The sequence below is a fragment of the Ensifer sp. ENS06 genome (assembly GCF_014852205.1).
Lineage (GTDB): Bacteria > Pseudomonadota > Alphaproteobacteria > Rhizobiales > Rhizobiaceae > Ensifer > Ensifer adhaerens.
The window spans coordinates 75180-93394 of sequence record NZ_JACVBC010000012.1 but is presented as its reverse complement, the minus strand read 5'-3'; the positions used below and the strand labels follow the sequence as shown (position 1 = coordinate 93394).

The following is an 18215-nucleotide window of genomic DNA, read 5'->3' as shown; positions in this document are numbered from 1 at the left end:
TGTCCAGTCGTAACCCAAAGATCGCCTCCTACCGTTGCGGACACAAAATTTCGCTTACCCAGAGAAATACTACAAGCGAAACGTGCGGAATTCTCACAGGCAACTGCAAAGGGCTGTAGTCGACCGATGCATTCACCGAAAATCAAGATGATTGGAACGCATTGGTGTCAGTCTTGCCGATTGCGGTAGATAGCATGGGCTGGCGCTGACGGGAGAGGGGCAGTGGCGTTGTAACATCTGATTGCCGTCGGTTCTCGATAGTTCTGCCGCAAAAAATCTCGCAATGGTTTCAGGCCACTACTCTCGGCAGGCCTCTTTCATTCATTGAAACTCCGCGGAATGTGTTTACATTGCCCACACATGGCCGTATTCGACGGCCGGCTACAATTGCCCCATCGGTGACATTGGATGGCGGTAGTTTGGAGAATCGAGATGTCCGCTCTAAAGAAAACGAAAACAGTAAACCTTCGCATCGACCCTGAAGCGCATGATCTCATTGCACGAGCGGCGGAAGTGTGTGGCAAGAGCATAACCGCATTCATGACGGAAGCATCCGTTTATAGCGCGCAAGAGGAATTGCTGGATCAGCGCTTCATTGGTGTGTCCGCCGATGTATTCGACGCTGTGAACGAGCAGTTTGCCGCTCCCGGCAAGGCACGCGACGAACTCGTGAAGCTCTTCCAGAGCAAAGTGGAATGGATGGACTGAAACTTGTCCTACCGAAAGCCGTGCCCGCTAGCCGATCATCACATCCTGGACGGTTTTCGTTCCGGAAAGCCATCGCTCGACGATTGGCTCAAGGACATGGCACGTTATAATCAAGAGCAAGGATACAGCAGAACGTTCGTGATAGCCGACGCGGACTCTCGCGTGGTCGGCTATCACTCCATTTGCGCTGGAATGATCCATCGTAGTGATGTTTCCAGATCGGTTAAGGGAGCGAAAGCTCCATTGGAACTTCCCGTTGCGGTTCTCGCGAGACTTGCGGTTACGGCAGAGCATCAAGGCAAAGGTCTGGGCCGCGCGTTGCTGAAGAACGCGCTGATGAGCATTGTCTCCGCTGCCCAGGTGGTCGCGTTTCGTGGCGTGGTCGTGCACGCGATCGACGACGACGCAGTTCGCTTCTACATGAAGCACCACTTTCAAGAAACGAAGGGGATGGAACGTCGGCTGATCCTTTCGACAAGGGACATCGCCGCGTCTCTGGCTAAAGCCACGCCCTAAGGTCGCAGCTTCATCCGTAACTGCTGACTATGATCGCTACTGTTGTGATCGCTCCTGGTAAGCAGAATGCTTGCCTTCCTGGAAGAGATCCGAGTGGTTCGGCCGAGTTCCCTTTGCGGATGTTCTAAGTCGCTGACCGCTTTTCCGCCAATGGCAGAACCATAATCAACTCAGCCGGCGCCGGGTCGTGGCCCAACAAGCCATTAGGGATCCGGCCAACCTCTACGAAGCCGTGGCGTTGATAGAAGCGCACGGCGGGCAGGCTCTCGGCATTTACCGCAAGTTCCAGCTGCAGGACTCCGTGGTCCCGAGCAAATCGCGCTACGGCGTTCAACAGAGCTGTGGCAATACCCGTCCCGCGTGCGCTCTTCCGTAGGTAGACGCTGACGAGCTTTGCGCGATGTACCAATTTCCGGGGACGTCGAAACCTGAGCCCCATGAGCCCGATGGGCTCACAATCCAAGAATGCCGCAAAAAATGGCTGATCCAGGTGCTGGCGCCATTCCAGATCGGATAGCTGCGCCCAGTCCTCAAATGCACTCGCAAATGAGTGCTGTTCGTGGGATAGCGCTTCCAGTCGGATGCGGCGGAACACGTCGACATCATCTAATGACAATCGTCTGATCACCGAACCGTGTGTGTTCGTTGACACCTCTGCCTCCATCAAAGCTCTACATTAGGCGGAAAAAAAGCCACCTGCTGCAACGCGCGGCCGCTACCAACGATCACGATCCTGCCCAGCGCCACTCGGTTGACGTGGAGGCGATCTTTCCGGTCGCGATGTGATCTGACAGCTTCGCCCAGATCGCGTCCCCGGTGAAATTGACGAGATCACCGCTCGACTGCTCCAAGGTCAGCCCCGCGTATGCCGAAAGGGCGGGCCCGGCTGCTGCGAGATTCTGGATCTCCCGAAATGGATAGCCGCCAGCAGGCTTCAAGACACGATGACCCCAAAGCCCTGGTCGGTTGTCCTTTCGCAAGTCAGTCAAGAGATCGAAATCACCAGATCGCTCAAGCCCGATCGCGGTAAGATAGCGCATAAGAGGGTAGTATACGGTCTGGCGACATCCCCCAAGCGCTCGAACGCCCGGCAACATGGAAGCCACCAGGAAAACCATGTACAGGCTTGGTAGGATCGCTCGCTGCCGAAGCGCCACTGCAATACAGTCCGGCCGGAACTTCACTGTGTAGTCACCAGCACCGCTGGCTCTGAGGGCGCCATCCTGGAGGCTGAGCGGAACGATCCTGCCTTTTTCAAGCCGCCAGAAGAGATCGGTGGTTCTACGGACCCAACCCTGCCATGGCCCCATGTTCAAGCGATCCATTGCGTTCAGGATGATCTCGGCAATCTTGCTACCACCGATGAAGCGAGCCGACATCCAGGATTCCGCGTCGTCGAGATGGTCGGCGACCAGGTCCGCGATGTCGAAATCATCGAGCTGAAGCAGCTTAATAGGGGAGGCGAGCTTGCGGCGCCAAAGCGTCTGATTGGCCGCCCTGATCGCGTCGGCTGCTGAGGCGAATTCATCTGACGGCAGTTCTGCCAGGAGATGAGCGGCAGATGCGTTTGGTGCGGCATCGCCTTTGGAATTTGAGAGAGCGAAACGATAGGAGCCCTCCAGACCGCAGAGGCTGAATGAATCCATTCGGCTGCGGGGCAAGCCGAAGACGTTGAGGGCCTCCCCTTCGAGCCAAAGCCAGCCGGGGCCCTTCTTTGCCTTCTCCGCAAAACTCACCGTCGAGGCGTTGTAGCTGATGTACCATTCCAAGCTGTGGGCATTCAGACCCAACAGGCTGAACAGATGCGTGTAGAATGCATCGGGTTCGATCAGAAGCAGGCAGTGCGGACCGGTCTGGAGTACCGGAGACGCCATCAACTGAAGGCTTGCGCTTCGAGCTTCCGCAGCATCGTAGCCGGACCTCTGCGCCGCCCGTTCGATGCAGCAGCCGAGCAAATCCCTCGCACAATGGCGCACCGGACACTCGGAACGGATTTTCCCGCCATCGTAGGCAACTGATGCGTAATCTCCAAGGGGACGCCCCCAGTAGCTGGAAACAAGGGGCATCAGGGCCGACAACGTCCCTCGCACGTCGGTCGCGAGGCAATGTTCACTTGCTTGGGGGATTGCGATCATCTCACGATGCCAGGCGCGTCGGCGCGACCCGCATCATTGCATTGGCCGTTCGCCACGTCAGAGCAGGAGCCAACGGTTCCATCTCAGTATCAACAATCGCGAGCGGCAGCTGTTCGTAGCAATACCCGGGCGGGATCGCAGGTTTCAACATCAATGAAACCAGCTCCAGCACGGAAGCGCGGGAGTTGGCTGACACGATGGTGTAGAAGTTCCCGCTGTTCCAGGTCACCACCGAGTATCGGAAAAATGCCCTCAGCGCGGCGACCGTCGTGGCCAGATCGACTTGAAGGTCCGTCATGGTGCGGAGCACTTCATCCTTCTTCTTTAGGATGTGACCTGTCGAGAAGAAACGGGATTTAAAAAGCTCGTCTTTTTGGCGCTCGCGCTCCTCATAGATGTCGCTGTCTTCGTGCGCGAGCTTCTGCACCTGTACGAGGATGCCGCCAGGTCGCAGGCGCGGGACGACAAAACCCAACTGATTTATGCGGTCGCGATCGTACATCTGAAACGTCGTATCCTCCATGAGAACGTCAAACCCGCCCCGAAATGGGAGAAGAGCTTCGTCGGTCGCATAGCGATTGTCGTCCAACTCAAAGAATGGGCCGTGGAAGAAGCGCACATGCTCACTTCCCCGGTTTGCAAGGAACCATGCCCGATTTGCGTCGGTTGGGCTGCAGCAGAGCGCCTCAATGCGACCGTTGGCGAGCGTAGCGAGCGTGCGTGCGAGGCAACCAGTTCCTGTGCCCAGCGTGTATATGGTCGTTGGGCAAGCCGCGCGCGCCCAGGTTCGCAGACAGAAGGATAGTATCGCAGCGCCCAAGCGGCATTCCTCTTCGAGCCGGTAGGGAATGCTCGCAAAGTAGTGTCGGTCAAAAGGCCCCCAGAGACGCCGCTGCGTATCCGAGAAAACTGCGCTCTCGAGATCGAAGTCAAGCAGGCTCATATCCACTTGGGGTTCGGCAATGTCCGGCGCTCCACCCTGACCGCTTGCGGTTCGTTCGAAGAACGCTGCGAATGACGTGAGCCTGGGAGCGTTCTTCCAGCGTTCAATCGTCCGTTGATCCACCATAGCCATCTCCCAATCCAGCTGGCGGTTGGCGCGCTTCATCGAAGCAGCATCGAGATGTTCGGTTGCCGCCAGCATGCCTTTCGTGAGGTCCTGGTTGCCATCAGTGGACTGAGGCGAAGGGGCAGCCAATCTACCGAATTCGGTAGCTTGACCTTTCCAGAAGTCGAGGAAAAAACCCGATCCGAGAATGCGATCGAGGGCGGTCAGATGTTGATCAACTCGAGGAAGCTTGCCTTGGCAACCGCGTGATAACTTGTAACGGCACCGAGTTTGAGCCTTGCAGACCGCAGGTAAAGCTTTACCGAGTTTTCCGAGATGCCGAGGTCAGCTGCGATCTGTTTCGAAATCCGACCTCTCGCAATCAGTTGAAGACATTGCCCTTCGCGCCGCGAGAGATCACGATAACGGCCAGCGTCGCGAAGGCCGGTGACAGAAAGGACCGTCTCATGAAGATGGTGGGAAATGATCATAAGTTCGTAGGTGCACGAAGCTCGTAGCCGCAACCAATCGCGCCTGGATAAGGTCGAGGTTACGGAAAAGAGGCCGCGCTCGCCTCTCGGGCCGCGGACAGGGATCGTCAGGCCATGCGGACCGATGTCGTAGGAGCGCGCTTCTTTAAATAGAAGGGATGCCGATGCTGGCCGCCGATCAAGTGAAGACCAGTCAATCGGCATGAAGCCCCACCGGACGACTTCAATGACGGGGTCTATATTGAAGTATTGCCTGTTTACGTAAATCTCGGTCCACGTATCCGGATAGGTCGTGCAGCAATAGGGGTACGAGTTCGAATTCCCTGCGCCGCGAACGACAAGGAATGTCATGTGCGACAGGCCGTAGCGCATGCAAACCTCGCCCAATGCAGGCTGAAGGTTCTCGCGATGCTTCGCTGCCTGCAAAGTCCTCAAGGACAACGACAGTCTACGGTGATCGATCAGCGGCAGGACGCCTCGGTTCGTTGCCATTTTGCCCATAGTTCGAGCCTGACACTTAAGAGCGAAAGACCGGATCCTAGCGTCAGCGCCCGGGCAGGGGAATTGTAGGAAATACAAGTGGCGGATCTGATCGGAGAGACACAAAAGGAGCGTGGCGCGGTGCATCTCGTGAACCCCCGCCGGCTTTTGGCCCCGCGCCTGCCACCATCGCCCTTCTGTCCCGTATTGGCCGTTTGACCGCTTCAAACACAGCAGGGGCGATCGGACAGTGCGCGCATTAAACGGACGGAGCGGTCGGGCGCCTCATGATCAAGTACGGAAGGGGTGTCATAGGCTGCATTGGAGCACGCTCGCTTTGCGAAGTGTAAGGCTTCAACCTCTCGCCAGCGCTTCGACAGGACGCAAGCGCGCGGCTTTCCGCGCGGGGAAATAGCCAAACACGATCCCTATAAGCAACGCCGTAACGCAGCCAACGGCGACTGCTTTGACAGAGATGGCCATCGGAATAGGCACAGCCAGATATGGCATCAATGGCTCCAGGACCAACGCGATGGCGACGCCGGCGCCGATACCAATCAATGTAACGGTCAATGCCTCAATCAGGAATTGCATGAGGATATCGGTGGGTCGAGCACCGACGGCCATCCGCAGGCCGATCTCGTTTGTTCGCTCGCTGATGGAGACCAGCATGATGTTCATCACGCCGACCCCGCCGACGAGAAGAGCTATAGCCGCGATTGAGGCAACAAGAATCGAAAGCAGGCGTGTTGTTGATTCAATGGTTCGGCGCATCTGCTCGCTATTGAATGTAAAAAAATCCCGAACCCCATGCCGCTTCTCGAGGAAGGCGATCAGGGCCTGCTCTGCCGAAGCGCTGTCCACGCCCTCATTGAGGCGGACCACTATTTCGTTCAATCCGGCGGTTCCCGAAATCCGTGCAAACATGCTCATGTAGGGAACGTAGACCTGTGGCCGCCTGTCTTGACCGAGGCCGCCGGACAGCTTTTCTGTCACGCCAACGACAACGAAGGGAACGCCGTTGACGATGAGGACCTTGCCGATCGTGTCTGGTGCGTTCTTGAACAGGACACCCCAGGCATTATGATCAATAATTGCCTCTTGAAGAGCGCTCGTTTGAACGTCGCCGCCAAAATGATTCCCTTGAGCTATGGGCCGCTTTGTGACTTCGAAATAGGCGTTGCTAACTCCGGAAATTGTCCCGCTCACGACTCGGCCATCAAACATCAGTGACCCTGTCTTTGTAGCCAAGGGGGTGACGCTGTTTATGTATGTCTGTGTCGCCAGGGCGATCGCATCGTCAGGATTGAGTGTGGTGACTTTCTGCGCGTTCTCATCATCCCATCCCGTACCCGGCATTATCGAAATGGAGTTCGCGCTCAAGCTATTTATTTGTTGTAAAACCATGCGCTGGCCGGCCTCGCCCATGCCCACAACTGCAATCACCGCGACGATACCGACGACTATACCAAACAGGGTGAGGGCGCTGCGGAGCCTGTGCGCCGTGATCGATCGATAGGCAATAATCGCGGCCTCAAGCATTCTTCTGAGGAAGCTCAGAACGGGACTGGCGTTGTCCTGCTGCACCTCAAATGTAGAGAGCCCTGCTTTGTTCTGGGCCGAACGATTGTCAGAGACCACCCGGCCGTCATGGAGTTCAACAATACGATCTGCATGCTGCGCGATTGCCATGTCATGGGTGACCATGATGATGGTGTGCCCCTCAGCATGAAGTTTTTTCAACAGATCCAGAACAGCGACACCGCTCTTTGAATCGAGTGCTCCTGTCGGCTCATCGGCAAGAATGACCTCGCCGCCGTTCATCAGGGCACGCGCAATCGAGACTCGTTGTTGCTGACCTCCCGACATTTCCGAAGGGCGGTGGTCAAGTCGGTCTTCCAGTCCAAGCTCACTGAGCAGACGCCGGGCACGGGCGTGCCGCTCCCATCGTGAGACGCCGGCGTATACAGCAGGCATCTCGACATTCAATATCGCGGTCAAAGATGCCAGAAGATGATACTGCTGAAACACAAATCCGAAATGTCTTCGGCGAAGCTGTGCCAGCGCGTTTTGGTCGAACCCTGAGACGTCCTGACCCAGAAATCTGTAGGTGCCTGTTGTCGGGGCATCCAGACATCCCAGGATGTTCATCAGTGTCGACTTGCCCGAGCCGCTGGCGCCGACCAAGGCTACAAACTCGCCTCGATCAATAACAAGCTCAACATCCTTCAGCGCCGAAACTGTCTCAGTTCCCAGCTGAAAAGATCTCCCCATGCGCCGTAGTTCGATCAGATGTACCATTTTCAATCCGCAGGTAGCGGTGCGGCCTGATTGAGCAAAACCGTCTCTCCCAGGCGAAGACCTTCTAGAACCTGGGCCTGCACCCGATCGGTGAGCCCGATTTTGATTTTGCGTTCCTTGACTGCTCCGTCTTTCTCGCGAACCTTCACAAGGTGTGATCCATCCGATTGCCGTACCGATAGGGCCGACCAAGGCACGCGCAAGGCATCTTCCGCACGCCCCACGGTGATGTGGACCTGCGCGGTCATTTTTGTGCGCAGTTTGCCCGCAGTGTTCTTCACTCGGATAATCCCGTGATAGTAGACGGCACTCTCCTTGGCGGCGTCCTGGGCGGTTTCTGGGGTCGTTTCCTTGGCGATGGATGGTGGCGCAAAGTCGACGGCCTCCAGGGAGGCATGGTAGCGAGCTTGCGGTTCTCCTATTATGGTAAACCATGCACCTTGGCCGGGAGTCGTCCTCCAGACATCCGCTTCTGAGATACGAACCTTTACGACCATCTCATCCAGATTGGCTACTACCGCCACCGTCGGGGCCGTTTGCACGGAGTTTAGCGTCTGCCCCTGTTCGACTGGGACCGCAACCACTTTGCCATCCATGGGTGCAGTAATGCGAGTGTAGGCCAGATTGGTTTCAGCAGTCTCCAAGTCCACCTCACTCAGCTTGATTTGGGCGTCAAGAGAGGCGAGCTCCGCTTTCAGCGTTTCGAAAGTGACCTGTGCTTCTTCGAGCACCGTCCTCGAGACTGCGTTCTGTTCGATAAGACTGTGTTGCCGCCGAAAAGTCGATCCGGCATGCTCCATCTTTATCTGTTTCACGCGCCGCTGGGCCTTCATATCCTCGACCTTCGCCTGTGCCACGCGCAGAGCATTCTGCTGCGGCACAGCATCAATTTCAGCCAGCAGTTCTCCCCGTTGTACCGTCTCACCTGTGCGTATGTGGACAGTCTTGATTTGCCCCGAGACCTGGGCTCCGACCCGAACCATGGACGAGGGTTCCAAGGTTCCAAGCGCCAACACTTCTTCCTCAATCGGACCACTCGTGACCGTAGCGGTCATCGGACTGCCAGGTTCACCTTCCGAGGCGGATGGCGAGGTCAAAAGCACATAGGCTACAAGCAGCGACGCTGGTGCCAGTGCGGAGAAGAAGAGCTTTAATTTCACAGCATCCAGCCTCTATTTTGCTGCTGTGTCGCGAGCGACACGAGCCCAACAAGCTCCGGTGCGACAACGCCCAAGACAACCTTCCCGTGCATTCTCGTTCGCCATACCGTCTTGACAGGAAAAGAACAAGGGCAAATCGATGCACTCGAACAATTAGTGGAGATTTCTAGTCACGTTTAATTTATCATCCTGCAAGCTACCCATGGTGGTTATCTCCACTAGCTCCCTTATAACGTGCTATTGGAGGGGTATTCGATCAAATTCTGCTGACGGGACCAGTCGGAAATCTAGGAAACTGCGTTTCGAGCCTGCTACCGCTGTCTCCGTGATAGCCTTCACTTGGTTCCGCAGAATGGAGAAAGGAGGCGTAATGCGGCTATCGGAAGACCGATCTAAGGCCACTGATATTTTGTCCGAGATACGTTGGACTATTGTCTCCAAACCCCTTCTGGCTCGCCAGGAAATAAGGGTATCGGACCTTGCTGTCGAACTGGGAAGCAGCACTACGCCCGTGCGTGAAGCACTCTCGCAACTGGTGGGAGAGGGGTTGGTAGAGCTCGTGCCTCATAAGGGCTTCTATCAAATGGCGGTCAACCTAAAATCGACCAAGAGCAGCTACGGGCTATTGGAAGCCATCGTCCATCATAAACTCAAAGCGTCGACCTCGGTGAAAGAATACCACGTCGAAGCTCTGGAATCTTGGGCGCAAAGCTCGTTCGCTACGGTAGCACGGGCGGGTGCCGTGATGGAGTTCTACGGAGCTCTGCTCTCGCATCCCTGCGACCTAGAAGCAAAACGAGTGGTATCTGCGCTTTGCCTGAAGACGAATTTCGTGCGGGAGCGCATTTTGTCCGAGAATAGGCTTTGGGAGAGGAGCGTCCAATGCTCGAAGTCCGTGGTCGAGGCAGTTCAGAATGAAAAATGGAACGCGGCTTCTCAAGCTTTTCGGAAGTTCAGTAAGCTGAAGAAGGCTCAAATAGAGCCTGTTTTCAATTCGTTTGCTCTCAGCTTTCTGACCGATCGCTGAGCGATTTTTCTCGCCCAGGCCGCGCAATAAATCTCTACACAGCCAAGGAGTGCCAACGTGATGCCGGTAGAACTCTGGCCGACGTCAACCTTCTTAAAGGCGCTCACCACGACCTCCTTGGCGATCACTCCGTTCGACAAAAACACACCGCTTTCAAGCAAGTCCAGATAGTTCTCACGATGTACCTGTAGCCCCCGTAAGACCCCCGCATCAAAGGAGCCCTTGGTCTTCCTCCATAAAACTTTGCTGGCGCTATACTTCGATGCGAGCCGTCTCAGGATAATGCGGTCATTACGCTCGGAGAAACTCTCGTAGGACTTTAAGGCGAGTGCCGAAACCACAACGGGTGGTGCCAAAAATGGATTGATCCGCCTTATCCCGGACCGGCCGACTGGGGCGGTCACCTCCAAAAGGCTATCCAATGCCTTTAGTATTTCCCGATCCCTCGCGGCGTAGGCAGAGAGTGAGCTTCGATTTCCGAAGTTCCTTGGCGTGTCGCCAAAAAGCTCATTTGCGGCACCGACCTGACGCGTATCTGCTCCCGGTCCCCGGGGTAACGAAAGCCGGCGCGACATCGCTTGAGCTAACAGGCGGGGCACCGAGCCATTGTGCAACCGTGCAAGCCGGAGGCATGTTCGTAGCGCCAAGGACACGCCGCCATCACGAAATGCATCATCAATGACGTCTATATCTGGCACGGCATGAAAAAGAAGATCGCCACCTTCGCCCTCTAGGATAGTTGCATCGTGGCCAACCGCTTGCTGGAGGGCGCGATTGGCGCCAAGAAACATCAATTCCTGGCTTAGTGCAGGCGGCAAAGTTTTCGGCTCAATCTCCGAGAAGGGTAAGCATCCCTCGACATCGATAGGAATGAGTTCCGCATCGATGTCGGCTGCAATTTTCTCTGCGAACGCCTTCTCGTGGTAATCTGGGGAAAGAGAGGTGTAGAGGTGGACGGCTTTCAAGGGAGTGTTTGCGCCTATAGCCTTGCGTGCGAAAATACCGCTTGCCGAAGAATCCACGCCCCCCGACAGGGCCAGCGTCAGGTTCGGTGAAGTCGCAACCACGTGATCGTAAACTTCGGCGATCGCATCTTCGCAGCGCACAGTTTGCGTTGTGGCGGTGGGTTTCGGCCAGAACTTTTGGGTGACATGGGTGTCACCGGCCGTCGATACGAGAAGAGCACAACCTGGGGGGACGACATTCACGCCGAGAAATGGAGTTTGTCCGCGTGTGCCAAACTGAGTTGCTGCAAACTCGATGAGGAATCCCATGTTCCATTCTATCCCCCTATGAGAGACTATCGCTTCGAGTTCGGTATCGAGCAAAAGACCATGATCAGTTTTTGCATAAAACAGCCTAACGGTATAACCGCTGTCGGGGACGAACAATCGGTCACCCGTATTGTTGTCAGTCAAGATCGATACGCTTGATCCCCACATGAGGCTGGGCAGATCCTCTGCCGCTTTGAGGAGATCTGTCCTGGACATCACGGATGCAATCCGCCGCCTTAGCTGAGGAGCGCATACCGGGATGCCTTGGCATTGCCAAACATCCAGATTTAATGGGAACTCCGGCTGCCCAACCCTCAACAGGAGGTCGTCGGGACTGGAGCTTTCGGCCCACCGGCCTCTGCTAAGACACCACCTCGCAGGCGCCATCATGTTCGTGGTCTTTCTGGTATCCGGTAGAGTTCGCCATAAACTGCTTGCAGATCGGGCTCGTCCCCCCAAACCGTGCCATTGATCTCTACCCACGCGTGGGCCACGAATGGTAGCGGTCGCACACCGATAACCAATTGCGCATCGACTCCCTCTCTTCGAAATTCGGCGGCAATTGCGAATGACATCTGGAGGCAGGCGATTTTAAGAGGGGACCAAAGAGAAGCTTTGAGGTAACGCTCGGGAATCCGCAGGGCATGCAGTTTCTCTTCGCCAACAGTTGAGGAACCGTCCAAATCGGGTTCGTTGAGCTTTTGCAAAGCAGTAAAGCCTTGCACTTGAAGAACCGCCGCATGCCACGTCAAACGCGTGAGCAATCTTAGTTCTGTCCTCGTTGCGCTACGACCGTTGAGGGTTCGGCTCGACCACGCCTCTGAGCTGAACTGATGGAACCTCATCTTCCTGTAATCGAAGATCTGACCTGAAGCCTCTCGCTTATCGTCATTAACGAGAACCCCGTCTTCGATAAGGGGATCAAGAACAACGGGCGACGGCGTACTGCCCAGCTCGAAAAAGACCTGTCCCAATTCGTGAGCAATGGCAGTGTCGTACAGTAAATATCTGCCGCGAATGATGTCCAGGACGATCGCCGTTCTTTCGAACAAAGCCACACGGTGCTGAGCTTCGATTTGCATTACTATCCCCAAAAGACAGTCATGGCGCCCATGAAGTGCTCCATCGGCGCCATGGCTGCAATCAGCGTGTTCCGGTCTTCGAGATGACCAGGCGGTCTGGTGTCTGGAAACCAGGCCGCCCGTGAGTTGACTGCACGGCGTTAAGAACAACGGCATTTGGCCGTTGCGCGCTGGCGACAAGATGTCCAATAATCTTCGTCATGTCTGACTCCATCGGTTGGTGCTGAGTGCCTTTTGAATTGGTCTTAAGGCACCTCAGATTTCCCTCTAAACAACCAAGAACCGCAACCCCTGAGGGAAAATATATAGTTGAATGCAATTGATAATATATTCCGCCTTATTTCCCTCGTTCGGCCATAATGATGCGGCGTTAGATACAATCGATCGACGATCGTAGTTATTCAGGAGAAACGATGTTCACTCACTGCGGAAGGTTTCAAAGATAATCCTCATTTTGCAACGGCGCGCGAAGACCCAGGTTTCTGCCTGTATCGTTGTTCGTGAGCCTCATCACCTCGGAGTGACCCATGGTTGACAACGCGGCAGCGCCGCCGCTGAAACCTGTTGCCTTCTCTCTGCTCGGCACATTTTGGCACGACGCCCGCACCACGCTCGTGTTAGTTGTGGGTGCAGCCCTTGTGGGCGCTGTAACAGCCGTCGTAGCGCCGGTGCTGTTTTCTTGGGCGATAGATGCGCTTGCCGCGAGGGGCCAAACCAGCGAAGCGCTTTCGCTCATCTTCCTTTATGCTGTGATCTTCGGTGTTTCGACAGCGGTGAGTCAGGCCGCCCGATACCTGACTTTCATGTGTGGAGCGCGGCTCAGTTTCATAGCGGATTGCGCCTTCTTCTCCAGGCTCCTGGCAAAAACATCAAACTTCTTCCTGGAGCACAATCAGACCGAAATAGGCAATGCCCGAAATGAAGGGGGCCAAGCTCTCGGTATCATTCTGCAGTTCGGTATCGGCGGCATCCTTCCCGGCCTGGTACAGATCGCAGTCACCATAGCGCTGCTCGGTGGTGTTCTGAGCTGGGAAATTGCTCTTATCGTTCTCGTCTACGGGATCGTCATAATCGGTCTGGACTATTTCAGGGCCGCGCGGGTCAATCCATTTCTCGACGCGGCAATCGACAAGTCTCAGGAGAATTCACGCCTGGTGGGCAATGCGGTTGCGGTGATCGAAACCCTCCGCCACACGCGTGGTGAAACATGGATGGCTCGTCGCTTCACTGCAAGCGCCGGCGACGCTTTCGCCAATTGGCGTCGCTACTCCCTGGTGAGCAGCCTCTTTTCCGCAGTCAGCGGTATTGCGGTCGCGTTGCAACTCATCGTCACCTTTTTCATCCTCGTTCCTCGCTTCGAAGCCGGGCTCATCTCGATCGGTGAACTTGTCCTTTTTAACACCTTGCTCCTGCAACTGAACGAGCCATTCAACCTCGTGGGTCAGGCCATCAAGGAAAGCGCTGACGCCGTTGCACGGTTTCGTCCCTTTGCTTCAATGTGGAATGCGCCGGAGGAGACCGAGCATCGAGAGGCAAGGCGCTTCCGATCCTCCACGGGCGCAATCGCTTTTGAGCGCGTCAGCTTCCACTACGCAAACGGTCGCGGTGTGAACGATCTGTCGTTCCTGGTTCGCCGCGGTGCGCCTGCCTTTCTTATTGGGGAAACCGGATCAGGAAAGTCTACGGTTCTAAGGATGCTTCTGAAGGACGTGCGGCCTGTTCAAGGACGTATTCTGATTGATGACACCGATCTGGCAACGGTTACACGGGACGACTGGTTTTCCCAGGTGGGGGTCGTACCGCAGGATATCGCGCTTCTTAACGACACCCTTGCAGTCAACATCGTGCTTGGACGTCCCTTCGACGAGAGTCGCCTGCGTCGCGCCGCCGAACGGGCGTCGATTCTCCAACGCATCGAGGCCATGCCCCAGGGTTTTGATACAGTGGTGGGTGAGCGGGGCATGAAGCTTTCCGGCGGCGAACGCCAAAGGATAGCCATCGCACGCGCGCTCTACGGAGAGCCGAGCATCCTTATCCTTGACGAGGCAAGTTCCGCTCTCGACGGGCAAACGGAGGCCGAGATAATGGACGGATTGAGAGCTTTGGCCGGCAACCTCACGATCTTGTCGGTGACGCATCGGACCTCGATCATTCATGCTGGCGATCAAGTGATTCGGCTCAACGCCCAGCTACTGCATCAATAGGGGGGCGAATTGCGCAGGACGATGCGGGAAAGTGCCAAACGCTGCTTCAATCTGCATGAAAACCTGTTCTCCAGCTCCTAACTGTACCTTTCCCCCTGAGGTCAAGCGGCGCAGGCGCAAAGCTTCGCAGGAGCTGCGACTGCGACCAATTTGGATGTCGTGCCCGCTGAGAATTGTGCTATTCCGTCGAGCATACTTCAGGTTGTCGACTGCGGTGGACCGATAGTCGTTTCTATTAAGGAAAGCTGGTGATGGCCGTTCCGCTAAATAAAACTGAGCTACTGAATGCGATAAACGTTAACTTCGACAAGCTGGTGCGAGAGCTCGAAAACGTTCCTTCGGGCCTATTGAGCGAATGCAGCATGGAAGGACACGCCAAAGGGACGAAAATTAATGTTGCCAATCTGGTCGCGTATCTGGTTGGCTGGAATGAACTGGTGCTGAAGTGGCTGGAACGAGATGCGGCGGGTGAGCCGATCGACTTCCCCGATACAGGCTATAAGTGGAATGAGCTTGGAAGGCTCGCGCAGAAGTTTTACCACGACTATGACAGTCTCAGATATCCGCAGCTTCTTGAACGCCTTAGAGGAGCCAAGGGCCGGATCGTTTCTTACATTGACCTCCACGACAACGCTCACCTCTATGAGCGCTCTTGGTACGAAAAATGGACCATGGGCAGGATGATCCAGTTCAATACTTCGTCGCCTTATGAAAACGCGCGTGGTCGTCTTCGAAAGTGGCGAAAATCTAAAGCTGTGTAGCGCACGGATCAGGCGTTGAGATGAGAGCCTGCAGTTCCCTGCTTTCCATTCAGTATCATTGTCAGCTTGTCACGTGCGACCTCTCAGCTGGTTGCTATGAACATGCCACTCCTTTCGTCTTTCCATGGGCACACAGTTCAAAAGGCGTGGCAAATTGGTCGAACTTGCCCGGTATCGTCGCTGCCGGAGCAGAAAAGATCGATGTACATCGGATCCATGTTTACCGACCTAGCGCCCTGGGCTTAGACGCCTTTGGCGAAACAGATTTGACTTGTAGGGCAAACGTCTCTGCCTCGTCCAACCGTGCCATGTCGATTCCGTGTTGGTATCCCAGCATCGTCAAGTGCCTTGCAAGGACTCCCGATGCAAGATTACCCGAGGCACCCGGAGCATAGGGGCAACCGCCGAGTCCGCCCGCAGCGCTGTCGAATATGCCAATGCCGTAACCCAGCGCAACGTCTACATTGGCAAGCGCAAGGCCGGACGTATCGTGAAAGTGGCATGCCAAAATTGAAACCGGGATCGACTTCAAAATCTCGGCCAACATTTTGCCGACGCCGTCTGGAGTAGCGCAGCCGATTGTATCGGCAACTGCGATTTCAGTGCAGCCGAGCGCGACAAGGCGATCGGCAACAGATCGCGCTGACCATGGGTTTATGGGCCCTTCGAAGGGGCAATCCATCGCACAGGACACATAGCCTCTTACAGGAATGCCGTGCCGCGCGGCGAGTGCAAGCACCGGCTTGAAACGCTCAATGCTCTCTTTGATCGTGCAATTGATATTCTTGAGGGTGAAGGTCTCCGATGCGCTTGTAAACACCGCAAGCTCCTGGGCGCCGGCCTCGATTGCCGCGGCCGCCCCTTTTTCGTTTGGCACCAACGCGGAAAGAACGAGGCCAGGACGTCGCTCAGCTCTCCGCATGACCACGTGGTGGTCGGCCATTTGCGGGACCCATCTCGGCGACACGAAGGCGGCCGACTCGATCCGCGAAAACCCGGCATCTGCGAGCAGCGCGATCAGTCCAAGTTTGTCCTCGGTCGAGATCACCCGCGTCTCGTTTTGCAATCCGTCGCGCGGACCAACTTCGACAATGGTCACTTTTCTGTCCTCGCTCATCAATGGACAGCCGCGTACATTATCATTTCTTCGGTCGCGTCCTCGATCGACATTTCCTCGACGATGCGCCCCTGTCGCGCCACAAGAATTCGATCCGAGATTGCCAGGATTTCTGGCAGGTAAGAGGAGATGACCACGACCGCCGCGCCTGCATCCGCCAACTGCTGAATGAGCTGGTGGATTTCCGCGATGGCGCCGACATCGACGCCTCGGGTTGGCTCGTCGAAGATGATTATGTCTGGTGCCTGGATAAGGCTTTTGGCAATGACCACTTTTTGCTGATTCCCGCCCGAGAGTTCAACTACCTTGGCGCTCTGCCGGATCGCGCGGATATGAAGTTTTTCCATCCAATGCGCGGCATCGCGGTGCGCCTGAGCCATTGTCACTAACGAAATGGGATTGCCACACTTTGTGGAAATCCAATGGCGGACAACAACGCCGGTCAATGGCTGATGAAAATGATCGAGCCGCCATCTCCGCGCTCCTTGTTTTGCGGGCACGGGCTTGGTCATCGATCAGGCTCCGCCGCGCATTTGGTCCAGCAGTTCCTTAGCGCGATCAACCCGAACATCGTGATTGGCTGCAAGGGCGGCGGCGACCTTTTCGATCTCGTCGCCGGAGGCACCGGCGACAATCGCGATATTGCGTGCATGCAGCGCCATGTGGCCCTTTTGAATGCCTTCGCTCGCAAGCGCGCGAAGGGCAGCCATGTTCTGCGCGAGCCCGACGGCAACCGTCACTTCAGCTAGTTCCTGCGCACTCCCGACACCGAGAATTTTAAGTGCTGCTCTTGCGGCCGGATGCGTCTTTGTCGCTCCTCCTACAAGACCCAGCGCCATGGGCATTTCAATTGTTCCGACGAGATTGCCCTTGGCGTCGATTTCCCATTGTGTCAGCGACGTATATCGCCCGGATCGGGTTGCCCAGACATGTGCGCCTGCCTCAATCGCGCGCCAGTCATTGCCGGTCGCAACGACAACGGGGTCAATACCGTTCATGATGCCCTTGTTGTGTGTAGCCGCCCGGTAGGGGTCAACGATGGCGAAGGCACAGGCCTCAACGATGCCACTAGCAATACGATCTCCATCATATTCCTTCGTCTTGAGGGCCTGCGGCGCAATAGAGACCATGGCACGCGCCAGACGCAGGTCAGCATAATTTGACAGTATCCGCAGGCGAACTATGCCGCCCGTGATAGCTTCGATCATGGGCGCTACGGTCTCCGCCATGGTATTCACTGTGTTTGCGCCCATGGCATCGCGCACATCCACGAGCAGGTGCACGGCGATCATTGGGCCGACCGCCGTCTTGTCGAAAACATGTACCTCGATGTCCCGGCAACCGCCGCCCAGCGAGATAAGAACCTTGTCGCGGGCATTGGCCGCAGCAATGATGGCGTCGCGCTCTCTAAGAACCCGGGCACGGGCGCCGTGAGGATCGCTGAGCTGCAGAACCTGTACCTGGGCCCGCATGATGGGTCCGGTGCTGGAGGTGTGGAAGCCGCCACATCCGCGGACGATCCGTGCCATGTACGATGCGGCGGCAACCACGGAAGGCTCTTCGACAGCCATGGGAATTAGGTAGTCCCGGCCATTGACCGTGAAGTTGGTGGCGACACCGATCGGTAATTCAAATGTGCCAATGACGTTTTCGATCATGCCGTTGGCCAGTGCCAGCGGCAGTCCGCCGCCGGCGAATACGCGCTTTTCGTCGTCACTGAGCGCGGTTGCTTTCGCGACGCGGTCCAGTCTTTCGGCCGGCGCTAGGTTGCGCAAATTCTCAAGACGCGAGTTCGCAGCGGGGCGGAGCCCGCTCCTCTCGAATTCGGCCACGGCCGCCTCCCATGAAGTATCAGTTTTCCTCTTGAACCGCAGATGATCATCTTGGTATCGTGATGCAAAGGTACAGTTT

The 18215-nt window shown here is 56.1% G+C and carries 15 protein-coding genes and 1 pseudogene; 5 read left to right on the top strand and 11 right to left on the bottom strand.

The annotated features are described in order from the left end of the window. The first annotated feature begins 432 nt into the window (after window positions 1–432). Both IB279_RS29120 and IB279_RS29115 read left to right on the top strand, forming a co-directional pair. Window positions 433–708, top strand: a complete 276-nt coding sequence (locus IB279_RS29120) for a DUF1778 domain-containing protein (protein ID WP_192340228.1) — start codon at window positions 433–435, stop codon at window positions 706–708. Window positions 709–711: 3 nt separating this feature from the next. Continuing rightward, on the top strand, window positions 712–1224 hold the full coding sequence (locus IB279_RS29115) for a GNAT family N-acetyltransferase (protein ID WP_246802178.1): 513 nt from the start codon (window positions 712–714) through the stop codon (window positions 1222–1224). Window positions 1225–1348: 124 nt separating this feature from the next. Here IB279_RS29115 and IB279_RS29110 read toward each other — a convergent pair whose 3' ends face one another. The 6 genes from IB279_RS29110 to IB279_RS29085 all read right to left on the bottom strand — a co-directional run bounded on the left by IB279_RS29110 (window position 1349) and on the right by IB279_RS29085 (window position 8839). After that, the gene (locus IB279_RS29110; protein ID WP_192340226.1) at window positions 1349–1888 is read right to left on the bottom strand and encodes a GNAT family N-acetyltransferase; all 540 of its coding nucleotides are present in this window, start codon (window positions 1886–1888) and stop codon (window positions 1349–1351) included. 61 nt (window positions 1889–1949) lie between these two features. After that, window positions 1950–3359, bottom strand: coding sequence for a hypothetical protein (locus IB279_RS29105; protein WP_192340224.1), 1410 nt, complete (start codon window positions 3357–3359; stop codon window positions 1950–1952). A gap of 1 nt (window position 3360) precedes the next feature. After that, a complete protein-coding gene (locus tag IB279_RS29100; protein ID WP_192340386.1) occupies window positions 3361–4428 on the bottom strand; it encodes a class I SAM-dependent methyltransferase in 1068 nt (355 codons plus the stop codon). 203 nt (window positions 4429–4631) lie between these two features. After that, window positions 4632–5363 (bottom strand): LuxR family transcriptional regulator, encoded by a 732-nt coding sequence (locus IB279_RS29095; protein WP_192340384.1) that lies wholly within the window; start codon window positions 5361–5363, stop codon window positions 4632–4634. Window positions 5364–5732: 369 nt separating this feature from the next. Then, window positions 5733–7679 carry a MacB family efflux pump subunit gene (locus tag IB279_RS29090; RefSeq protein WP_246802177.1) on the bottom strand — a complete coding sequence of 649 codons (1947 nt, stop codon included), beginning with the start codon at window positions 7677–7679 and terminating at the stop codon, window positions 5733–5735. A 2-nt stretch (window positions 7680–7681) separates the two neighbouring features. Next, on the bottom strand, window positions 7682–8839 hold the full coding sequence (locus IB279_RS29085; RefSeq protein ID WP_192340222.1) for an efflux RND transporter periplasmic adaptor subunit: 1158 nt from the start codon (window positions 8837–8839) through the stop codon (window positions 7682–7684). 370 nt (window positions 8840–9209) lie between these two features. Here IB279_RS29085 and IB279_RS29080 point away from each other — a divergent pair, with 370 nt between their 5' ends. After that, window positions 9210–9866 carry a GntR family transcriptional regulator gene (locus IB279_RS29080; RefSeq protein ID WP_192340220.1) on the top strand — a complete coding sequence of 219 codons (657 nt, stop codon included), beginning with the start codon at window positions 9210–9212 and terminating at the stop codon, window positions 9864–9866. Here the strand turns inward: IB279_RS29080 and IB279_RS29075 are convergent. Beyond that, entirely contained in the window at window positions 9812–11356 is a 1545-nt protein-coding gene (locus IB279_RS29075; protein WP_192340218.1) for an asparagine synthase-related protein, read from the bottom strand. The two genes, IB279_RS29080 and IB279_RS29075, sit on opposite strands and share 55 nt — an antisense overlap. 170 nt (window positions 11357–11526) lie before the next feature. Beyond that, window positions 11527–12222: a lasso peptide biosynthesis B2 protein gene (locus IB279_RS29070; protein ID WP_192340216.1), complete on the bottom strand. Its 696-nt coding sequence runs from the start codon at window positions 12220–12222 to the stop codon at window positions 11527–11529. Window positions 12223–12749: 527 nt separating this feature from the next. Between IB279_RS29070 and IB279_RS29060 the strand changes: the two genes are divergently transcribed. Then, entirely contained in the window at window positions 12750–14426 is a 1677-nt protein-coding gene (locus IB279_RS29060; RefSeq protein WP_192340212.1) for an ABC transporter ATP-binding protein, read from the top strand. A 251-nt stretch (window positions 14427–14677) separates the two neighbouring features. Next, window positions 14678–15187 (top strand): ClbS/DfsB family four-helix bundle protein, encoded by a 510-nt coding sequence (locus IB279_RS29055; RefSeq protein WP_192340211.1) that lies wholly within the window; start codon window positions 14678–14680, stop codon window positions 15185–15187. A 220-nt stretch (window positions 15188–15407) separates the two neighbouring features. On the opposite strand, the gene IB279_RS29050 is transcribed toward IB279_RS29055, so the two are convergent. The 3 genes and pseudogenes from IB279_RS29050 to IB279_RS29040 all read right to left on the bottom strand — a co-directional run bounded on the left by IB279_RS29050 (window position 15408) and on the right by IB279_RS29040 (window position 18136). After that, window positions 15408–16304, bottom strand: a complete 897-nt coding sequence (locus IB279_RS29050; protein ID WP_192340209.1) for a hydroxymethylglutaryl-CoA lyase — start codon at window positions 16302–16304, stop codon at window positions 15408–15410. After that, window positions 16304–16675: pseudogene (locus tag IB279_RS29045) on the bottom strand (ATP-binding cassette domain-containing protein); the annotation flags it as partial. The gene IB279_RS29050 and the pseudogene IB279_RS29045, both read right to left, overlap by 1 nt. A 144-nt stretch (window positions 16676–16819) precedes the next feature. Next, on the bottom strand, window positions 16820–18136 hold the full coding sequence (locus IB279_RS29040; RefSeq protein ID WP_192340205.1) for a hydroxymethylglutaryl-CoA reductase, degradative: 1317 nt from the start codon (window positions 18134–18136) through the stop codon (window positions 16820–16822). Window positions 18137–18215 lie beyond the last annotated feature (79 nt).